Annotated in this window: 15 protein-coding genes; 7 read left to right on the forward strand and 8 right to left on the reverse strand. The window is 60.7% G+C overall.

Going from position 1 to position 19,870, the window contains the following annotated elements; translation table 11 throughout:
* The first annotated feature begins 66 nt into the window (after nucleotides 1-66).
* The 4 genes from HRH33_RS18945 to HRH33_RS18960 all read left to right on the forward strand — a co-directional run bounded on the left by HRH33_RS18945 (nucleotide 67) and on the right by HRH33_RS18960 (nucleotide 4,711).
* Nucleotides 67-702, forward strand: coding sequence for an RluA family pseudouridine synthase (locus HRH33_RS18945; protein ID WP_167416932.1), 636 nt, complete (start codon nucleotides 67-69; stop codon nucleotides 700-702).
* 171 nt (nucleotides 703-873) lie between these two features.
* On the forward strand, nucleotides 874-2,163 hold the full coding sequence (locus tag HRH33_RS18950) for a M18 family aminopeptidase (RefSeq protein ID WP_034099401.1): 1,290 nt from the start codon (nucleotides 874-876) through the stop codon (nucleotides 2,161-2,163).
* A 124-nt stretch (nucleotides 2,164-2,287) separates the two neighbouring features.
* The gene (locus HRH33_RS18955; RefSeq protein WP_016970148.1) at nucleotides 2,288-2,464 is read left to right on the forward strand and encodes a hypothetical protein; all 177 of its coding nucleotides are present in this window, start codon (nucleotides 2,288-2,290) and stop codon (nucleotides 2,462-2,464) included.
* Between the two features lie 72 nt (nucleotides 2,465-2,536).
* Nucleotides 2,537-4,711 (forward strand): mechanosensitive ion channel family protein, encoded by a 2,175-nt coding sequence (locus HRH33_RS18960; protein ID WP_173603539.1) that lies wholly within the window; start codon nucleotides 2,537-2,539, stop codon nucleotides 4,709-4,711.
* 37 nt (nucleotides 4,712-4,748) lie between these two features.
* On the opposite strand, the gene HRH33_RS18965 is transcribed toward HRH33_RS18960, so the two are convergent.
* The 5 genes from HRH33_RS18965 to HRH33_RS18985 form a co-directional block, all read right to left on the reverse strand.
* Nucleotides 4,749-4,973, reverse strand: a complete 225-nt coding sequence (locus HRH33_RS18965; protein ID WP_034099405.1) for an MbtH family protein — start codon at nucleotides 4,971-4,973, stop codon at nucleotides 4,749-4,751.
* 83 nt (nucleotides 4,974-5,056) lie between these two features.
* Nucleotides 5,057-6,451, reverse strand: coding sequence for an aspartate aminotransferase family protein (locus HRH33_RS18970; RefSeq protein WP_167416931.1), 1,395 nt, complete (start codon nucleotides 6,449-6,451; stop codon nucleotides 5,057-5,059).
* A gap of 382 nt (nucleotides 6,452-6,833) precedes the next feature.
* Nucleotides 6,834-7,601: an N-acetylmuramoyl-L-alanine amidase gene (locus HRH33_RS18975; RefSeq protein ID WP_034099408.1), complete on the reverse strand. Its 768-nt coding sequence runs from the start codon at nucleotides 7,599-7,601 to the stop codon at nucleotides 6,834-6,836.
* A gap of 124 nt (nucleotides 7,602-7,725) precedes the next feature.
* Nucleotides 7,726-9,048 (reverse strand): ATP-binding protein, encoded by a 1,323-nt coding sequence (locus tag HRH33_RS18980; protein ID WP_034114698.1) that lies wholly within the window; start codon nucleotides 9,046-9,048, stop codon nucleotides 7,726-7,728.
* Complete coding sequence (locus HRH33_RS18985) at nucleotides 9,045-9,725, reverse strand: response regulator (RefSeq protein ID WP_034138806.1); 681 nt, start codon at nucleotides 9,723-9,725, stop codon at nucleotides 9,045-9,047. Before HRH33_RS18985 ends, HRH33_RS18980 begins: the two co-directional genes overlap by 4 nt.
* A gap of 177 nt (nucleotides 9,726-9,902) precedes the next feature.
* Here HRH33_RS18985 and dsbD point away from each other — a divergent pair, with 177 nt between their 5' ends.
* Genes dsbD through dsbG form a run of 3 tightly spaced genes read left to right on the forward strand, consistent with a single transcriptional unit; the run spans nucleotide 9,903 to nucleotide 13,218 of the window.
* The gene (gene dsbD / locus HRH33_RS18990) at nucleotides 9,903-11,630 is read left to right on the forward strand and encodes a protein-disulfide reductase DsbD (RefSeq protein WP_167416930.1); all 1,728 of its coding nucleotides are present in this window, start codon (nucleotides 9,903-9,905) and stop codon (nucleotides 11,628-11,630) included.
* Nucleotides 11,630-12,481 (forward strand): TlpA disulfide reductase family protein, encoded by an 852-nt coding sequence (locus HRH33_RS18995; RefSeq protein WP_123478924.1) that lies wholly within the window; start codon nucleotides 11,630-11,632, stop codon nucleotides 12,479-12,481. Before dsbD ends, HRH33_RS18995 begins: the two co-directional genes overlap by 1 nt.
* Entirely contained in the window at nucleotides 12,457-13,218 is a 762-nt protein-coding gene (gene dsbG / locus HRH33_RS19000; protein WP_034138809.1) for a thiol:disulfide interchange protein DsbG, read from the forward strand. Before HRH33_RS18995 ends, dsbG begins: the two co-directional genes overlap by 25 nt.
* Before the next feature lie 318 nt (nucleotides 13,219-13,536).
* On the opposite strand, the gene HRH33_RS19005 is transcribed toward dsbG, so the two are convergent.
* The 3 genes from HRH33_RS19005 to HRH33_RS19015 all read right to left on the reverse strand — a co-directional run bounded on the left by HRH33_RS19005 (nucleotide 13,537) and on the right by HRH33_RS19015 (nucleotide 19,785).
* Nucleotides 13,537-16,227: a hypothetical protein gene (locus HRH33_RS19005; RefSeq protein ID WP_167416929.1), complete on the reverse strand. Its 2,691-nt coding sequence runs from the start codon at nucleotides 16,225-16,227 to the stop codon at nucleotides 13,537-13,539.
* A gap of 249 nt (nucleotides 16,228-16,476) precedes the next feature.
* A complete protein-coding gene (locus tag HRH33_RS19010; protein ID WP_243269797.1) occupies nucleotides 16,477-19,185 on the reverse strand; it encodes a hypothetical protein in 2,709 nt (902 codons plus the stop codon).
* Between the two features lie 63 nt (nucleotides 19,186-19,248).
* Entirely contained in the window at nucleotides 19,249-19,785 is a 537-nt protein-coding gene (locus HRH33_RS19015; RefSeq protein WP_167416928.1) for a hypothetical protein, read from the reverse strand.
* Nucleotides 19,786-19,870: the final 85 nt, after the last annotated feature.

Genomic DNA, 19,870 nt, shown 5'->3' on the forward strand with positions numbered 1-19,870 from the left:
CGTGCGGCTCCCTTTACGGGAAGCGGACGGCCCAGCCGCCGTTGGCGTTTGTTACGAGGCTGTTTAATGCCGTTGTCCAACATTCATATCCTCTACCAGGACGACGCGGTCCTGGTGGTGAACAAGCCGACCCTGCTGCTTTCGGTGCCTGGCCGCGCCGATGACAACAAGGACTGCCTGATCACGCGCCTGCAGGAAAACGGCTACCCCGAAGCTCGCATCGTCCACCGGCTGGACTGGGAAACCTCGGGCATCATCCTGCTGGCCCGCGACGCCGATACTCACCGCGAGCTGTCGCGCCAGTTTCACGACCGTGAAACCGAAAAGGCCTACACAGCCCTGGCCTGGGGCCAACCGGCACTGGACAGCGGCAGCATCGACCTGCCCTTGCGCTACGACCCACCCACCAAGCCCCGGCATGTGGTGGACCACGAATTCGGCAAGCATGCACTGACCTTCTGGAAGGTGCTGGAACGTTGTGGCGATTGGTGTCGCGTTGAGCTGACGCCGATCACCGGGCGTTCGCACCAATTGCGTGTGCATATGCTATCCATCGGCCACCCTCTGTTGGGGGATGGCCTGTACGCCCACCAACAAGCCCTGGCTGCGTGGCCGCGCCTGTGCCTGCACGCGAGCATGCTCAGCTTTACCCATCCGCAAAGCGGCGAGCGCTTACGCTTCGAGTGCCCTGCACCCTTTTAAGTGGTCAACACAGGCAAATGTGGGAGGAGGCTTGCCCCCGATGACGGCGTATCAGTGGCAGATGTACTGACTGACACACTGCAATCGGGGGGCAAGCCGTCTCCCACATTTGTTATGTGCACTTGCCGCCACCGAACGGTAAACTCCGCGCATTGCTGTCTGGAGCTATTTATGCGCGAAGCGTTGAATCAAGGCCTGATCGACTTTCTCAAGGCCTCCCCTACTCCTTTTCATGCCACCGCCGCCCTGGCCCAGCGCCTGGAAGCGGCCGGTTACCAGCGTCTCGACGAGCGCGAAACCTGGGCTACCGAAGCCAACGGGCGCTATTACGTTACCCGTAACGACTCCTCGATCATCGCCTTCAAGCTCGGCCGCCAGTCGCCGCTGCAGGGCGGCATTCGCCTGGTCGGCGCCCATACCGACAGCCCGTGCCTGCGGGTCAAGCCGCAGCCGGAGTTGCAGCGCCAGGGCTTCTGGCAGTTGGGCGTGGAAGTCTACGGCGGTGCGTTGCTGGCGCCGTGGTTCGACCGCGACCTTTCCCTGGCCGGCCGCGTGACTTTCCGCCGCGACGGCAGGGTCGAAAGCCAATTGATCGACTTCAAGCTGCCGATCGCGATCATCCCCAACCTGGCCATCCACCTCAATCGCGAAGCCAACCAGGGCTGGGCGATCAATGCCCAGACCGAACTGCCGCCGATCCTGGCGCAGTTTGCCGGTGACGAGCGTGTGGATTTCCGCGCTGTACTCACCGACCAACTGGCCCGCGAGCATGGGCTCAATGCCGACGTGGTGCTCGACTACGAGTTGAGCTTCTACGACACCCAAAGCGCTGCGGTGATCGGCCTCAACGGCGACTTTATCGCCGGTGCGCGCCTGGACAACCTGCTGTCGTGCTACGCCGGCCTGCAAGCCCTGCTCACCAGCGACAGCGACGAAACCTGCGTGCTGGTATGCAATGACCATGAAGAAGTCGGTTCATGCTCGGCCTGCGGCGCCGACGGCCCGATGCTGGAACAGACCCTGCGTCGCCTGTTGCCTGAAGGTGATGAATTCGTACGGACCATCCAGAAATCCCTGCTGGTGTCTGCGGACAACGCCCACGGCGTGCATCCGAATTACGCCGACAAGCACGACGCCAACCACGGCCCCAAGCTCAATGCCGGCCCGGTGATCAAGGTCAACAGCAACCAGCGCTACGCCACCAACAGCGAAACCGCCGGGTTCTTCCGCCATCTGTGCATGGCCCAGGAAGTACCGGTGCAGAGCTTCGTGGTGCGCAGCGACATGGGCTGCGGCTCCACCATCGGCCCGATTACCGCCAGCCACCTGGGTGTGCGCACCGTGGACATCGGTTTGCCGACATTTGCCATGCACTCGATCCGCGAACTGTGCGGCAGCCATGACTTGGCGCATTTGGTGAAGGTGCTGGGCGCGTTCTACGCCAGCCACGACCTGCCCTGATCAATGAGGGAGGGGGCAGCCCCTCCCTCATTGGGTTTTGCCTAAAGCTGATCTGCATCATCTGCACTTTCTGCAATCCGACCTAGACTGGTCGATATTCCCCGTCAGACAAGGCCGTCGTTCCATGATTTCCATGTCCTCGTTCCACGCCATGCTTATCCCTATCCTGATCGGCATGATCATGCTGGCAGTGGGTTTCAACTTTCGCGACAAGCCCCTGGGCGTGTTCGGCATGTGGGTCGGCATGCTGCTGATCCTGGGCACCGTGGTGTACAAAATCCTCGCCAAACTGGCTGAATAAGAATTGCACTCGCATCTGGCATAGCGCCCTCGTACACTCGGTCAATTCGTCGTCTCCAAGGTTGACCGCCTCGTGCTTTCCCGTCTGTTTGCCCTGCCCTGCTCCCTGTTGCTTGCCCTGCTTATCCTGCTGCCGACCGCGCCTGCCTACGCAGCGGGCCTGCCGGGGCTGCTCAACGGCGGCAATAAAGCCCAACCCCAGGCCGAAGTACCGCTGGGGCAGTCGTTGGACGAGGTGATCAAAACCCTGGAGAACGACCAGCAGCGCACCCAACTGCTCAGTGACCTGAAAAAACTGCGCGCCGCCACGCAAAAGGCTCAGCCGGCCGCCGAGCAAGGCGTACTCGGCTTGATCGGCAGCACCTTGTCAGGCCTGGAGCAGCAATTTTCCGGCAGCGACAGCCCACTGGGGCGTTGGTCCGATGAAGTCGATCAGGCCAAGGACGAACTTGAAGCCCTGATGCTGCCGGCCAGCGAATGGCTACCGATCATTTTCGGCTTTGCCTTGATTCTGGCGGTGTGGAGCCTGCTCGCCGCCGCGCTGATCTGGCTCAGCCACCGCGTGCGCGAGCGCTTCGGCCTGCCCGAAGAATTGCCGCAGCACCCACGCACCTGGGACATGCTGCGCTTTGCCCTGCGCAAACTCGGGCCGTGGCTGATCGCGCTGGTGATCACCGTGTACCTGAGCTACGCCCTGCCCTCGTCCCTGGGCAAATCCCTGGCGATGGTGCTGGCCTATGCGCTGGTGGTGGGCACCTGTTTTTCCGCAATCTGTGTGATTGCGTTCTCCCTGCTCGACGGCCCGCATCGCCATCGTGCGCTGTACATCCTGCGCCATCAGGCTTTTCGTCCGCTGTGGCTGATCGGCAGTTTCGCCGCCTTCGGCGAAGCCCTGAGCGACCCGCGTCTAATGCAATCCCTAGGGCAGCACTTGGCACACACCGCCGCGACCGTGGCCAATGTGATGGCGGCGTTGTCCACTGGGGTGTTTATCCTGCGTTTTCGTCGCCCGATCGCGCATCTGATCCGCAACCAGCCACTGTCGCGCCGCCTCACACGGCGCACCCTCAGCGACACGCTATCGATCATCGGCACGTTCTGGTACTTGCCGGCGCTGTTGCTGGTGGGCATCTCGCTGTTCGCCACCTTTCTGTCGGCCGGCGACACCAGCACCGCCCTGCGCCAGTCGCTGCTGTGCACGGTGCTGCTGGTGTTGTGCATGGTGATCAACGGCCTGGTACGCCGCCATTCGCTCAAGCCACAGCGCGGGCACAAGCGCCATGCGCTGTATTCCGAGCGCCTGAAGAGTTTTTTCTACACCCTCGCCCACTTGCTGGTATGGCTGGCGTTTATCGAACTGGGTCTGCGGGTCTGGGGCCTGTCGTTGATTCGCTTTACCGAAGGCGACGGCCATGAAATCAGCGTCAAGCTGTTCGGCCTGGGCGGCACGCTGCTGTTTGCCTGGCTGATCTGGATCCTCAGCGACACCGCGATCCACCACGCCTTGACCCGCTCGCGCAAAGGCCTGGCCAACGCCCGCGCGCAGACCATGATGCCGTTGATCCGCAACGTGCTGTTCGTGACCATTTTCATCATCGCCGCCATCGTCGCCCTGGCGAATATGGGCATGAACGTCACGCCGCTGCTGGCCGGTGCCGGTGTGATCGGCCTGGCCATCGGCTTCGGTGCGCAATCGCTGGTGGCGGACCTGATCACCGGCCTGTTCATCATCATCGAGGACTCCCTGGCCATCGACGACTACGTGGACGTCGGCGGCCACCTGGGCACGGTCGAGGGCCTGACCATCCGCACCGTGCGCCTGCGCGACATCGACGGCATCGACGGCATCGTGCACACCATTCCGTTCAGCGAAATCAAGAGCATCAAGAACTACTCGCGGGAGTTCGGCTACGCGATCTTCCGCGTGGCGATCCCTTACAACATGGACATCGACGACGCGATCAAGCTGATCCGCGACGTGGGCCAGAAAATCCGCAACGACCCGATGCAGCGTCGCAATATCTGGTCGCCGCTGGAGATTCAGGGGGTGGAGAGCTTTGAGTCCGGCAGCGCAATCCTGCGCGCCCGATTCAAGACCGCGCCGATCAAACAGTGGGAAGTGTCGCGGGCGTTCAACCTGTCGCTCAAGCGTCAGCTGGATGAAGCTGGCCTGGACCTGGCCACGCCGCGCTTGAGCGTGCAGGTGGTGACGGCGGCGTCAGGGCAGGAAAAAGACAAGAGCGTCTAACTCCCGATCCCATGGCGGGATCGGGAGGCGAGAGTGATCAACCGGCCAGTGCCGCGCCATCCATCTTCTGGCGCAGGCTCAACGGACGCATGTCGGTCCAGACTTCTTCGATGTAGGCCAGGCATTCTTTCTTGAAACCGCTCTTGCCCACGGTACGCCAGCCGTCCGGCACGGCCTTGTAATCGGGCCAGATGGAATACTGTTCTTCATGGTTGACCACTACCTGAAACAGGATGTCGTCGCGGTCAAATACTGAGGTCATTGCTGTTCTCCATCGTTCAAAGGCTGGGCTGCGCACCACGCGCAGCATCGATATCTGTAGAAACGTAGCGGGCGCGCAAAAAATTAGAGACTGGCGACGGCTGCCGCCAGGGCGCGGCCGAAAATATCGGCCACTTGGTCGATTTCGCCGGCGGTGATCACCAGCGGCGGCAAGAAGCGCACCACGCTGGCGTGGCGACCGCCCAGCTCCAGGATCAAGCCGCGCTTGAGGCATTCGCGCTGCACCAACGGCGCCAACTGGCGATGCACCGGGGGGTGGCCCTGGCTGTCGAGCGCGCCGTGGGGGTCTACCAGCTCAACACCGAGCATCAACCCACGCCCACGGATATCCCCCAGGTGTGGGTAGTCGCGCTGCAACAGGCGCAGGTGTTCACCCAGGCGCTCGCCCATCGCCGCCGCGTGACCCGGCAAATCGTGGGCCTTGAGGTAGCGCATTACCGCCGAGCCCGCCGCCATTGCCATCTGGTTGCCACGAAACGTGCCGGCATGGGCGCCCGGCAGCCAGGTGTCGAGCCAGTCGCGGTACACCACCACCGCCAACGGCAGGCTGCCGCCGATAGCCTTGGACAGCACCACCACGTCCGGGATGATGCCGGCGTGTTCAAACGCAAACATCTTGCCGGTGCGACCGAAGCCGCTCTGGATCTCATCGACGATCAATGCCACGCCCGCCTGTTCGGTGATACGCCGCAGGCCGCGTAGCCAATCGAGGTCGGCCGGAATCACGCCGCCCTCGCCTTGCACCACTTCCACAATCACCGCCGCCGGCAGCAGCACGCCGGCTTCGGGGTCGTTGAGCAGGTTTTCCAGGTAATGCAGGTTGACCCGCACGCCCTCCGCGCCACCCAGGCCGAACGGGCAACGGTAGTCATAGGGGAACGGCAGGAATTGCACACCATTGCCGAGCAGGGCACCCAGCGGTTTCTTCGGCCCCAGGCTGCCCATCAGGCTCAACGCGCCTTGGCTCATGCCGTGGTAACCGCCCTGGAACGACAACACCGTACTGCGCCCAGTGGCGGTGCGCACCAGTTTCAGCGCGGCTTCCACCGCATCGGTGCCGGTGGGGCCGCAGAACTGGATCTTGGCTTGCTGCGCCAGCTCAGCCGGCAGCAGGCCGAACAAGTCCTGCACAAACTGATCCTTGACCGGCGTGGTCAGGTCGAGGGTGTGCAGCGGCAATTCATCGCTCAGCACCTGCTGGATGGCGTCGATCACCACGGAGTGGTTATGCCCCAGCGCCAGCGTACCGGCGCCGGCCAGGCAATCGATAAAGCGTCGGCCCTCCACGTCCTCCACGTAAATGCCCTTGGCCCGCTTCAGCGCCAGGGGGATACGCCGCGGATAACTGCGCGCATTGGACTCCTGCTGACGCTGGCGGGCCAGCAGCGGGGTTTCGTCGAACTGATAAAGCGTTTCATGCACTTGGTTATCTTCAATACGGCTGATAGCGACTGACATCTCTCGATCCCTCAATACGCGGATGATGGTGACCAAACTGCCGATCCGTTGGCGTCTGGCCCAAGGGCATGCGCACGGATTTCCTGTTCTGGAAACGCACCAGCGAGAAGAGGATTTAGGCGGCAGTGGTGATTGCCCCTGATAGCGGGGGATCAATCGGCAACTCTATTGGCTGATCCAGTGCCATCGGGGGCAAGCCCCCTCCCACATTGGGATGACCTTTGTTTTCGAAATGGAGCAATGGCTCGGTTAAAGTGAAATCGGTCAAAACTGTGGGAGGGGGCTTGCCCCCGATGGCCATAGGTATCTATAGATCTTCGGTGAAAACATAACCTGAGAAAATGAGGTTCTTGTGGTGACCAGGCTTGCCCTGCGCCGGGCTTCAGAGCCCGCGGTATTTTTCATTCAAGGCATACAGAATCGCGCAGGTCTCGGCATCCAGCACGCCTCGGTAGTCCCGTGGCCGAAAGTGCATCTGAAAGGCCCGTGTCCGCGATTCGAACGCCTGGCGGTTCTGCGCCGGCTTGTAGCCGTAGCGCTGGAACGCCCGCTCCACTTCCACCTCAGGGGGTAAGCCGACGCAGAAGCGGCGTTGATACATGGCCCGGGTCGACTCGTCGAACCAAGCGCCCAGGCCCGCCTCCGACAAGCGCTGCCACGGCAGTCGCGGCCCCGGATCGCTTTTGCGCCAGTACGCCACGTCGCTATGGCCGAGGATGTCCGTGGGTTCGATCTGCGGATAACGCCCCAGCACATCATGCAGCAGCGCAGTCAGCGCCTCGATCTGTGCTTCGGCAAACCCAGGAAAAACAAACACACCCGCCTCATCCCGCGCCAGGTTGACGATCTCGATGCCAATCGACCGTGCATTGAGGTTGTCGCGCCCACCCCATTGGCTGGCCCCGGCGTGCCAGGCGCACTGACGTTCATCCACCAGGCGGAACACGCGCAGTTCCTCGTACCCGGCGGCGCGGTAGCCGGGGTCGTCGGGGTCGGGCAACAGGTAGTGGGCACTCACGGCAGCCTGGGTCAGGGTGCGCAGAGACGCGGCAAACGGCGCCGCGGTGTAATGCAGGATCACCTGCCGCACGGGCTCGCCGTTACGTTCGTTGCAGCCCGTGGCGGAAAAACTGGTGTCGATGACCAACATAAGAAGCATCCCTTTCAATTCAGGCCGAGTCTTTCGGCCCGTTCAAGCGCAAAAAAATTACCGCCATCCTGAAGCCTTCCACTTCAAGGGGGCGGTAACTATTTGGCACCGGAAAGAAAAGGGATCAGCGTCGCAGCGGCATACCCAGCTCGACCCGCAGGCCATCGGGCTGGCTGTCGAAGTTCAGTGAGCAACCACAGCGCTGCACGATCGCCTGCACAATCGCCAGGCCCAGGCCGCAGCCTTCGCTGCTGCCGTTGCGCCAGAAACGCTGGGTAAGGTATTGCAGGTCTTCGCTGGAGATCTGCTCGCCATGGTCACGCACGCGGAACACTACCTTGTCGGCGTCGTTGAACAGGCTCAGTTCCACGCGGGTGTGGGCTGGGGTGTGGCGCAGGGCGTTGTCCAGCAAGTTGCGCAGCGCGGCCACGGCCAGGCCCACCGGCATGTCCACCGGGGCGCCGCAGAGGTTGTCCGAGAGGATCAGGTCGATGCGCCCGTTGTCGCCGGCGCTGGCGTCCTGGATTGCCAAGCGCGCGACTTCTTCGGCGCTGGACTGCAAACCATCGTCAAACGACAGGCTACCTTCCACCCGCGCCAGCAACAGCAATTGTTCCAGGGTGCGGTGCAGGCGGTCGGCACCCTCCTCGGCATGGGCCAGGGACTGGTCGCGCGCGGCGCCGTCGGTCATGCGCGCCACTTGCAGGTGGGTCTTGATCGCCGTCAGCGGGCTGCGCAGTTCATGGGCCGCATCGCCGGTGAGGCGGCGTTCGCGCTCGATGGTCTTGGCGATGCGCTGCAACAGTTGGTTCTGGGTGTCGAGCAGCGGCTTGAGTTCGCTGGGCAGCGGGTGGATCTGCAGCGGTTCGAGGGAATCGGCGCTGCGCCGCATCAGCGCATCGCGCATGCGGTTAAGCGGCAGCAGGCTCTGGCCGATGCCCAGCCACAGCAGGCATAGGCAGCCCAGCATCGCCACGCCCACCGGCACCGACGCCGCCAGCAGGATCGACAGGTTCAACGCCTCGCGCTCCACCTGACGGTCAGCGGTGGTGATCAGCAGGTCGCCACGGGACAAGGTAAAGCTGCGCCAACCCACGCCGTCGATAACCTGATCGCGAAAGCCGCTTTTGCGCGACTCCAGCCCTTCATCCGGGGTGGTGTGGCTGCGCGCGAGAATTTCCCCACGCAGGGAGCTGACCTGGCAGGCCATGCCGCCCGGCACATTGAGTTGTTCGGCACTGAAATGCGCACCGCCGCTGACGCTGGCCAGGCCCGGCATCTGCTCGGTCAACCCGGCCACCATGCGCGCCGACGCCACCAGGCGCTGGTCGAGGGAGAACATCATCTGGTTGCGCAGGTCATTGAGCATCCAGGCCGCCGCCAGGGCCCAGATCAATACGAACGCAGCGCCCAACTTGAAGGTCAGGCGCAGGCGCAGGCTTTTCACGACGCGTCCTCTCCCCCGTCCGCCGGCCCCAGGCGGTAGCCCAGGCCGCGCACGGTCTCGACGATGCCGTTGCCCAATTTGCGCCGCAGGTGGTGGATATGCACGTTGAGGGCGTTGCTTTCCAGTTCGTCATTGAAGCCGTAGACGCTGTCCTTGAGCTGCTCGCTGGACAGCACACGCCCCTTGTTGTGCAGCAACGCTTGCAGCAACGCCTGTTCCCGGCGCGACAGGTCCACCGGCTGACCGCCCAGAAAGGTTTCGCGGCTGCTGGGGTCGTAGGTCAGGCGGCCGTGTTCGATCAGGTTGACGCTGCGCCCGGCCACCCGCCGCAGCAGGGTTTGCAGACGCGCGGCCAATTCGCGCAGGTCGAAGGGCTTGAGCAGGTAGTCGTCGGCCCCGGCCTGCAGGCCGTCGACGCGGTTGGTCACCGAATCCCGCGCGGTGAGGATCAGCACCGGAATCTCCAGGCCCTGGCTGCGCTGTTGCTGCAATAGCTTAAGGCCGTCTTCGTCGGGCAGGCCGAGGTCGAGCACCATGATGTCGAAGGTCGCGGCCTTGAGCATCGCGCGCGCGGCCGCGGCCGTGGCCACGCGCTCGACCGTAAAGCCTTGGGCGGTGAGGCCGGCCACGATGCCGCTGGCGATCAGTTCGTCGTCTTCGCAGACCAATACGTGCATGGAGAACCCTTCGTCAAAGATGGGGGAGATTAAAAAACCAACCGATTAAGCGCGGATTATGCCGTGAAAAGATGCACCCTCAGATATTCCCTACACTTTAGAATAGCGCCCGGTTAATCATCGGTTAATCAACGCCACACATTGTGTGCCTCACTTGTATCGAACTAAGGCTTGACCATGCGGCTTCTGTTGACCTTTCTACTGGTGATGTTCGCCGGGTTCGCCCAGGCCGCGCCGGGTAACCCCTTCGACACCAAACCCGAGTTCCTCCCGGTGGGCAAGGCCTTCACCTTTACTTCCGAGCGCCTTGAAAGTGGCGAGACCCAGTTGTATTGGCAGATTGCCGACGGCTACTACCTGTACCAGCAACGCATGAAGTTCGACGGCCTTGCCGAAAAGCCCGTGCTGCCCCAGGGCGAAGCCCATAGCGATGAATTCTTCGGCGAGCAGCAGGTGTATCGCCAGGGCCTGGAAGTCAAACTGCCGGCGGGCACCACCGGCCAGGTCAAACTGGGTTGGCAGGGCTGCGCCGACGCCGGCCTGTGCTACCCGCCGCAATCGATCACCGTGGACCTGGGCGGCAACCCGGCGGTAGCCGCCACTGCGCAGGCGCAGGATCAAAGCCTGGCCAGCGGTCTGCAACAACGCAGCCTGGGTTGGAGCCTGCTGGTGTTCTTTGGCCTGGGCCTGCTGCTGGCGTTCGCGCCCTGCTCGTTGCCGATGCTGCCGATTCTCGCCGGCCTGGTGGTCGGCAGCGGCGCCAGTCCGCGTCGCGGCTTTGCCCTGGCCGGCAGCTATGTGGTGTGCATGGCGCTGGTGTATGCCGCGCTGGGCGTGCTGGCCGCCCTGCTCGGCGCCAACCTCGCGGCGCTGCTGCAAACCCCCTGGATCCTCGGCAGTTTCGCGGCATTGTTCGTGATCCTGGCCCTGCCGATGTTCGGCTTCTTCGAGCTGCAACTGCCAGTGGCCCTGCGGGATCGTTTGGATAACGTCAGCCGCAACCAGAGCGGCGGTAGCCTGGTCGGCGCGGGCGTGCTCGGCGCATTGTCCGGCCTGCTGGTGGGGCCGTGCATGACCGCGCCCCTGGCCGGCGCGCTGTTGTACATCGCCCAGAGCGGCAATGCGCTGCACGGTGGGTTGATCCTGTTCGCCATGGGCATCGGTATCGGCGTCCCGCTGTTGCTATTGGTGACCGTGGGCAATCGCTTCCTGCCCAAGCCGGGCACCTGGATGAACGTACTCAAGGGGGTATTCGGCTTCCTGTTCCTGGGCACTGCCGTGCTGATGATTCGCCCTGTGGTGGATGAAAGCCTGTGGCTCGCCCTGTGGGGCGCGCTGGCGATGGCCATGGCCTATTGCGGCTGGCGCCTGGCCCAGGATTTCGGGCGGGTGGCCATGCTGTTCGGCGCCGGTTCCGTGGTGCTGGGCCTGTGGGGCGCGCTGATGCTGGTGGGCGCCGCCGGTGGCAGCGACGAACCGTGGCAGCCGTTGAAGGTGTACAACGGCTCGGGTAGCGCCGCCGCGCCGACGGCCCACGACGCCTTCCTGACCCTCAACGACCCAGCCGCGCTGCAAAGCCAACTCGACAGTGCCAAGGCCCAGGGCCAATGGGTGCTGGTGGATTACTACGCCGACTGGTGCGTGTCGTGCAAGATCATGGAGAAACAGGTGTTCGGCCGCCCCGAAGTCCTCGCCGCCCTCAAAGATGTGCGCCTGTTGCGCCTGGACGTCACCGCCGACAACCCGGCCAGCCGCGAACTGCTAGGCCGCTACCAGGTGCCGGGGCCGCCGAGTTTCGTGTGGATCGGCCCGGACGGCCAGGAACGCCGCACCCATCGCATTACCGGTGAAGTCGACGCGATGACCTTCCTGCAACGCTGGACCCAAGCCCGGGACGCCCTCTGATGCTGACCCTGACCATCGGCACATTCGCCATCGCCCTGAATCACATCCTGCTGATCGGCGCGCTGATTCTCGCCACCCTGGTGGGTTGGCGCGTGGCCAAGCGTGGCGGTGAAAACCCGGAGTCGGTGCTGTTCAGCCTGTTTCTACTAGGCATGCTCACCGCGCGCATCAGTTTCGTGCTGATGTACTGGAGCTACTACCGCAACGACCCAGTGCAAATGGTCGACCTGCGCGACGGCGGTTTCCTGGCTTGGCCGGGCGTGGTCGCACTGATCCTCGGCGCCCTGCTCTACGGCTGGCGCCGCCCGGCGCTGCGCAAGCCGCTGAGCGCCGGCGTCATCACCGGCCTGCTGTTTTGGGGCATGACCAGCCTCTCATTGAGCGTGTATGAAAAAGGCACGCGCCTGCCGGACATCACCTTGCGCAATGCCAATGGCGACGTGGTGCAACTGGTCGACTACCAGGGCGGGCCGCTGGTGATCAATCTGTGGGCCACCTGGTGCCCGCCGTGCCGGCGCGAAATGCCGGTGCTGGAAAGCGCCCAACGCATGCGCCCCGACGTGACCTTCCTGTTCGTCAACCAGGCCGAAAGCATGCAAAGCGTCAGTACCTTCCTCGCCACCCAGGGCCTGACCCTGGACAACGTCTTGTTCGACGCCAGTGGCCGCCTCGGCCAGGCCGTGGGCTCCATGGCCCTGCCGACCACGCTGTTCTACACACCTGACGGACGCTTGATCAACAGCCATTTGGGCGAGTTGTCCCAGGCCAGCCTGGCCCGTGCCATGGAACCCTTCGACACCGTCCCCACCGCCACAAGGAAACCGACATGCCCCGCCTCCGCCACCTGCTGACCCTGCTGCCGCTGACGCTGGCGGCCTCCCTGGCCCAAGCCGAAGACTGGCCGGCGCCGATCAAGCAGATCGAAGCCAAGGGCGCCAAGATCATCGGCAAATTCGACGCCCCCAGCGGCCTCACCGGCTACGCCGCGCAATACCAGAACCGTGGCATGGCGCTGTATCTCACCGCCGATGGCAAACACGTAATCGCCGGCAGCCTCTACGACGCCCAGGGCAACGACTTGAGCAACGCGCCCCTGGAAAAACTGGTGTATGCGCCGATGGCCAAGGAAGTCTGGGCCAAGATGGAACACAGCAGCTGGATCCAGGACGGCGACGTTAAGGCACCGCGCATCGTCTACCTGTTCAGCGACCCCAACTGCCCTTACTGCAACATGTTCTGGGAACAGGCGCGACCTTGGGTCAAGGCCGGCAAGGTGCAACTGCGCCACATCATGGTCGGCATCATCCGCGAAGACAGCCCCGGCAAATCCGCTGCGCTGCTGGCCGCCAAGGACCCGCAAAAAGCCCTGGAAGAACACGAAGCCGCCGGCAAAGGCAGCAAGTTGCAGGCGCTGGCCAAGATCCCGGCGGATATCGAAGCCAAGCTCGATGCCAATATGAAGTTGATGGATGAACTGGAGTTGTCGGCGACGCCGGCGATTTTCTATCTGGATGACAAAGGCGGGTTGCAGCAACAGCAAGGTGCGCCGTCGCCGGATAAGTTGGTGAAGATACTTGGGCCGAAGTAACGCCTGCCAATATAGAGAAATGCCCGCAATAAGCGGGCACTCCGGGCGTAATGGAACAGCCGGTTACAGCTCCCTTACGCGGATGTTATCAACCGCGTAATCATTACCTATTCCTGTAGCCACATGATTGTAGAGAGCTAACATCATGGTCGTGGCAGTGGCGGAAAACGTACCTTTAAGGGTTTGCCAGCTCTGACTTGGAATAAGCACCGGGCCCACCAGGGTTCTGCCATCCGCCAAAAAACCAGGGCACTTTTTAAAAAAAAGAGTGCTCTGACGTATGTCAGAGCACTTGAACAAGTGCTGTCGCTCACTCCATTATCGATACAATTCAAAACTATCCAAATAAGAGTGCTGCTGGTTAACCACACTGATCTTCGCTATTTGACGACCGTCAGGAGCAGTGAAATCAACCCAGCTATTGAGAGGTAAATTAGAACGAACCCCGAGTTGCTGTCCTGCGGCATCATAAAAATAGCAAGCGCCGTAATACGCGTTGCGTGTAAAGGAGAATCTGACACGCATATATTCTTGCTTGAGAAACAGATCTACCGTCTGGATGGGCCTTTGTTGCTCAGTAGGCGCAGCACAATTCAGCGCTATGGCATTCCCTTCAGTCATTCCTGGAACGGCCGGGTTCGCAGCATGAATACCGACGTAACCTGACTGAGCCGTAATAGACATCGTCGGCGCTTGCACAATAGTCCCAGCAGGGTGCTGACCGTAAGGCAACGTCGCAAAATCTTCAATGATCTTCGTGACTGTGCGCACACTCAATACACGCTCTGGGCACACCACGTTGGCTGTCAAGCTGCCATCCGTTGCCACACTGAAAGTCAAAGTCAAGTTGGTACTGTCCATCAGTACTTCTAACTCAGAGCGTAAGACAAGGTTCGCTACCCCCACGGCGACTTCTCCCTCGATGATAGTTCTGGCCGCGTACACGTCGAAAGAGTGCGGATGGCCACTCTTAGCAGTCCCCGTCGCCCGCAACCAACACTTCTGCCCCGCCCGCAAGAACCACATCGGGTCTTCCAGCGAGTTGGCATTTCCCGCAAACGTACGCAGATCCAAAATGGCATTTTGAGTCCTGGGTGGCGTAGCTTCCAGCACGTTCGGCGTTTCCAGGCGTGTCGGCAAGCTGATCGTCAAGTTCAACGGCGTTGACGTCTGTACCTTGCATGCCGTGTTGACGGTGTAGGTGATCGACACTGTTTTGCCCATGCTTTCGATCACCGCTTCCGCCGGCAAGGCAAAGCTGACAGCTTCACCCGTGCTTCCTGGTTTGGAAGGCAGTACCCAGCACGTGCCATTTGGCTTTTTCCAGCAGACACTGATGCTGTGCTGGGGCCCGATACCGACGTAATTCACTTCGACATGCACGCCATTACGCCCATTCCAGGCAATCAGGTTGGAACCCACCGCTTCGGACACTGCGGGGGCAACCAGCGCCAGCGGTTCCTGCTCGATCTTGTAAGTCTGAACCGGAAACTCATAGGCCTGTGCAATGTCGCTGACATCACAAAAACTCACCGCAAAGTGCAGCTCGAAACGACTGCAATCGGCCAGCAATTGTAGCTGCCGTCTTGGAATAGTGGCTTCGACACCCTCGGCCTTCCAATCGTCCGTAACCGGTGCCGCCTTCAAAATATCGAACCGGTAAGCATCACCGCCTTCGTGTTCTCCAGTGATCCACATCCAGCAAGCGTTCGAGCACTCGGCATAGGCCCAGACGGGCACTGTCGCGGTGGCGGCGCCTGTAAAGGTACTCAGGTCCAAATCATCGTTCGTGGCCTCTTCAATTCCCGGGTGGAGAAACTCAGGCACCGAAACATTCACGAGCCGGGAGGGCGATTGCTGCGGCTCATCCCCATTGGGAAACTGCACCGTGTAGCTCAACTTCATCGAGGTGTCGAAGAAGCACGCGATTGCACAGGACGACAGTTTGACGGACGCCGGAGCTCCATCATTCGCGATGGTCACGCAGCCCAGCGGCTCGGGCTCATAACCGGACCCGCTGAGAGAAAAACACACGCGGTCGCCGGCATAGGTATCCAACTGAGGGGTGTCTACGTCCCCGCCCGCCTCAGTGAGTCTCGGGTTGAGCCACCATTGGTCCTCGAACGCCACCGACTGGCGCAGGTGTGGAGGCTCCAGCTCCAGTCCTGGGTCCACGATCAAAGCCGCCGTGCGACGACGTTGAACTTCGAGCGCGTTTCTCGGCAGCCGTGTTTCAAGGTGAGGGGGGACATCCGCTGGCTGTTCGGCCGGCAAACCGCTGGTGATCCACGCCGACTGCAGGGTGATCGTCCGCCAGCGCTTGCGGCGCGCCAGCCATCCGCGAGCAATCTGCGGACGCAAGACATAGCCCGCAACCGCCTCCTCGGCCGTGAGCACATGGTCGTAAATCACCGTGTAAAACACATGGGGGATGGCGTCCTGTTCGGTTACCGCGGTGCAATAAACCTTGTCTCCGGCTTTGGCCAGAGGATGCACCGGCACCAGCACCGTCTCGTTGCCGGTGTGGTCCTTCATGTCATAGGTCGGTGTGTTATTAACGTTTTCTTCGTGAAGCAAACGCGGGGCAAGGTCTTCACTTTCACTGGCAGGGTAAAACGATATTCCCACCTCCTTGACCAGCGAAGCGGCTACCTGACCTTGTGATTTGCCCTTATATGAGACCAGCAGCGTGAAGCCCATGGTCTTCGTCATGTAATCCAACGGGATCTTAATCATGCGGGCGCCTGAATTGCCGCTGGAATCCACGATGTTTTCGAGCTTCAGCTCAGGCGCCTCCTTGGCACTGAGCATGACGGTGATCGGCGAACTGTCCATGCGTGCGTCTACCGTCAGATAGGTACCGGGCATGTCGGAGGGTACAACGGTGCCATCCACTTCACTGGAAATTGATGGGGCATCGACCTCCACGGCTTTGGGCTTGGACGCTTTGGTGGGTTTTGCAGGAACGACGATTGAGGAGGATGCAGGTGCCTTATTTTCTTTAGTCATGACAAAAGCTCCGTTCTAGGGGGTACGTCCCGAACCTTTCGGGATTAAAGCTCCCCCCTAGTGAGCGCTTCATCCATAACGTCGACAACTGTCAAAATTGACAGGTTTATAGCGTAACGCCGAGGTCTCAGACGAACGGTTCATCAACTCGCCTCACCGCAGATGAACCGTCACGAACTGCCTCAACATGGAATAAGCACTACATTTTTTGACACAGCGTACGCACGCAGCCCGCACACGAGCATCCAATCAAGTCCTGTAGCACATGCTGAAGTTGTCAATAAACGAGTAATCTTCCACATGAATGAGCATTGACTTGATCGCAGTACCAGGCGTCGTAGTGTGTTCCACCCAGAACCCGCCTTGCCAGTCGTCAGGATAATTGGCCGAGGTAATCACCTGACCATCTTCGTCGTAGAACGTGACGTGTGCCGGGCGTTGCTTCCAGGACCAACTGAACCGGACCGACTCCAATGCTCGACTAAATTCAATGCGGTGCAATTGCGGTGGGACTTGATACCCGACGTTTTGACACATGACAAAATGATTGCCCGAATAGAACTGATTATTGCCATATCGGACAATACCCGCCAAACCCGCCCCAGATTCAAAGGTTATCGTCATCAACGGCGTCTGGATGCGGCCCCCTGCGCTGTACGTCCCCCGCGCCAAGTCTTCAAATCGCTCTATTTCACAGATCAGAATTCTGCGCACAACCAAGTTCAGCACTGGAAAAACAATCCCATCTCGCTCGTGCTGGCTTTCATCTGTCGTCGCAGTACAAGTGACGACAAGAGGAGAGTCGTGTTTCAAAAGTTCAAGGTGCGCTCGGTCCAACTTTCGGACCAGCCCTTCATTCACATCATCCTGCGTGAGGATCGAGCCGTTGGAAACATAGAAGGTATAAGCGCTGTCGTCCTTTTTTACCCCCGTACATTTCAGCCAGACCCGCTGCCCCACTAACGCGAACCACCATTTTTCCACAGTGATCGAGGCATCTCCCGCAAAGCTCGCCAAATCCAGAAGCCCGCCCTGGGTAGCCGGTGGTGTTGCCTGCGGTACGACAGGTGTCGGCAAGCGCACAGGCTGGCTGATCGTTAACTTCAGCACCTTGGATTCACGCACCTTACAAGCACTTGCAACGGTGTAACTGACCTGGATCGTTTGCCCCGCGCCTCGAATCACGGCTTCGCGGGGAATGGAAAAATCAACATAACCTGATTCGCTATTACCTGGCTCAGGCCCCAGTGGTAGACGGGCGCCGTTTGGTTTGACCCAATAGCCAGTGATGGTGTCATTGGGATTTATCCGCTCATATGCGACTCGGACTGTCACGCCGAATCGACCATTCCAGATCGTCAGCTGCGAGCCGACCGCTTCAAGTACGGCCGGCGCAGTGAGCTCCACGTTTTCTTGAACCAAGTGGAACCGCCTGCTTGGAAATTCCAACGCCGTTTCACGCTCACACAAACCATCGAAGCTGGCGGCAAAATGCAAGACCATGACGCTGCAGTCGGCCAGTTCGCGCAACTTGTCCCGTGCGATCGCGGTAACCACACCATCGGCCAGCCAAGCGGTCGTCAGGGGTTCACTGACCAGAACATCGAACCCATGGGCACTGCCATCCTCAAGCACCCCGGTGATCCACATCCAGCAACAAGCCCCCTCCTTCGCATAATCCCAGATCGGCACCAAAGCGGTTGCATCGCCGTGGAATGTGTTGAGATCCAGTACCCCGGACGTTACCTCTTCAATGTCCGGTGTGGTGAGTTGAGGACCTAACACCTTGACTACCCGCTCCGGCGAACGCTGGGGTGCGTAGTGGTTGAACTGAAGGCTGTAGTCCAGCGTCAGGGTTTGGTTGAACAGCGCCGCGAAGAGGTCGGGAGCGACATCAAACGACAGACTTGCTTGGCCCGCCACGACGTCCTGGCAACCGAGGGGCACTCGCACGCCATTCGGCCCAGATGCATAAGCGCAGACATGATCGTCTTGAGCCATGCCGTCATAGGCGACGATGGCGTGCCCACCGTTGACGGTATTGGCCGGGTTGACCTGCCAGTGACCCGGTGGCAACTCCACCGATTCGCGTAAGTGCGGGGCAGAAAGTTCCTGGGTCGGGTCGACCTCCAGCAACGACGTAGTGCGTAGGTGAAAGTCTTGCGCGTTGACGGGTAGCGGGTTCTCATGCATGGGGTCGCCCGGTTCCGGAAACACAGGTACGGTTGTGTCCCAGATAACGCCCAAGTGGGCGGTGATTGCCGAGTAGTCCCCAAGCCTGGACAACCATCCTCGCGACAGGCGAAACCTGAAGATGTGATCCGCGTGTGCCTCACCGGGTTGCACCACATGCCCCAAGGCCACCCAGATGAAACGATAGGGCGCGATGTGCTGATTACCGGCAACGGTGACAAACAATCGCTGCCCCGGATAGATCATTGGCCAGGCTTTGATCTCGACAATTTCATCGCCGCTGAAATTGTGCATCCTCAGCCACCACGTGTTCCACTCGTTGGTCGAATTCTTGAACACGGGCCTTGAATCAAGCAGGTCATCCTCAAGGATGTGCTGAACCTGCAGCTCCAGCGTCAAGGACTCACGGAGCTGCCCGCCAACGGTGGCCGTGTACCGCATCAAGACCGTGTGCCCGATGCAGTAACTGATTAACTGGGCGGGGATCTCGACGACATCCACCCCATCCTCGACAGACACCGGCTCGAATGTTGGCTCCTCCTGGCCTTCGATAGCCATATAGAACATGACATGGGTGGCCCCCGCCGGCAGAGTCAACGTCGCGCGGGTGCCCTCCAGCACGTCCATGGGATACAGCACACTGTTATTGGCAGCGAATTCTATGATCGGGTAAGGCAACTCCGCCTTTGGCTTTGCCGAGGGAACCTGCGCTGGGATAGAGGCATGTGAAGGGGCGGTTGAAGCGCGCACGGTTTTTTTAGCCACGATAAGACTCCTTTCCAACGTTGGATACGGTCGGTGGGCCTGGCCTTTAGGTCAGAAACTCCGTTATCTAACGCTGGGAACGTGAGCCTTGCCTACTGTCAAAGTTGACAGTTCTGATGAATGATCAGGCACGGCACGACCAGTGGCATGGACATACCTTTCAACCAGTCTCTTCATCAGGATTTCCAACTTCAGCCGGCGGTTGGGCCGGCAAACCATTCGTGATCCAGGCTGCTTGGCAAGTGATCGACTCGTAGCGTGGTTTTTGCCGTGCCAGCCACGGGCGATGGGAAAAGTTAGGCGTTCACCGGAAGCTATATCATCAGCCGTTAACGCGTAGTCGTACGCCACAGTGTAGAAAGCCGGTTTCCCACTGCATTGCTCAATCACAACGGTGCAGTAAACCTTATCTCCTTGCTGGGCAAGATCCGGCAGCGGGATCTCAACGATCTCGTCCCCTTCGTGATCGTGCATGTCGTATGTTGGCGTGTTCTGGTAGATTTTTTCGTCGATTAATCGAGGTGCGAGCACTTTACCTTGCTCGGTTGCGTGGCCGCAGAAATGGGCGAGGATAGCCGGGTCAACTTGGACTGGCGCCATCGGGGCGTGGTATCTACACGTCCTCGATGAAAACACAGCCTGAGAAAGTGAAGCTTTTATGGTGAGTGGGCTGCTTCGCAGCCCG

Source organism: Pseudomonas rhodesiae, from assembly GCF_013285305.1.
GTDB classification, from domain to species: Bacteria; Pseudomonadota; Gammaproteobacteria; order Pseudomonadales; family Pseudomonadaceae; genus Aquipseudomonas; species Aquipseudomonas rhodesiae.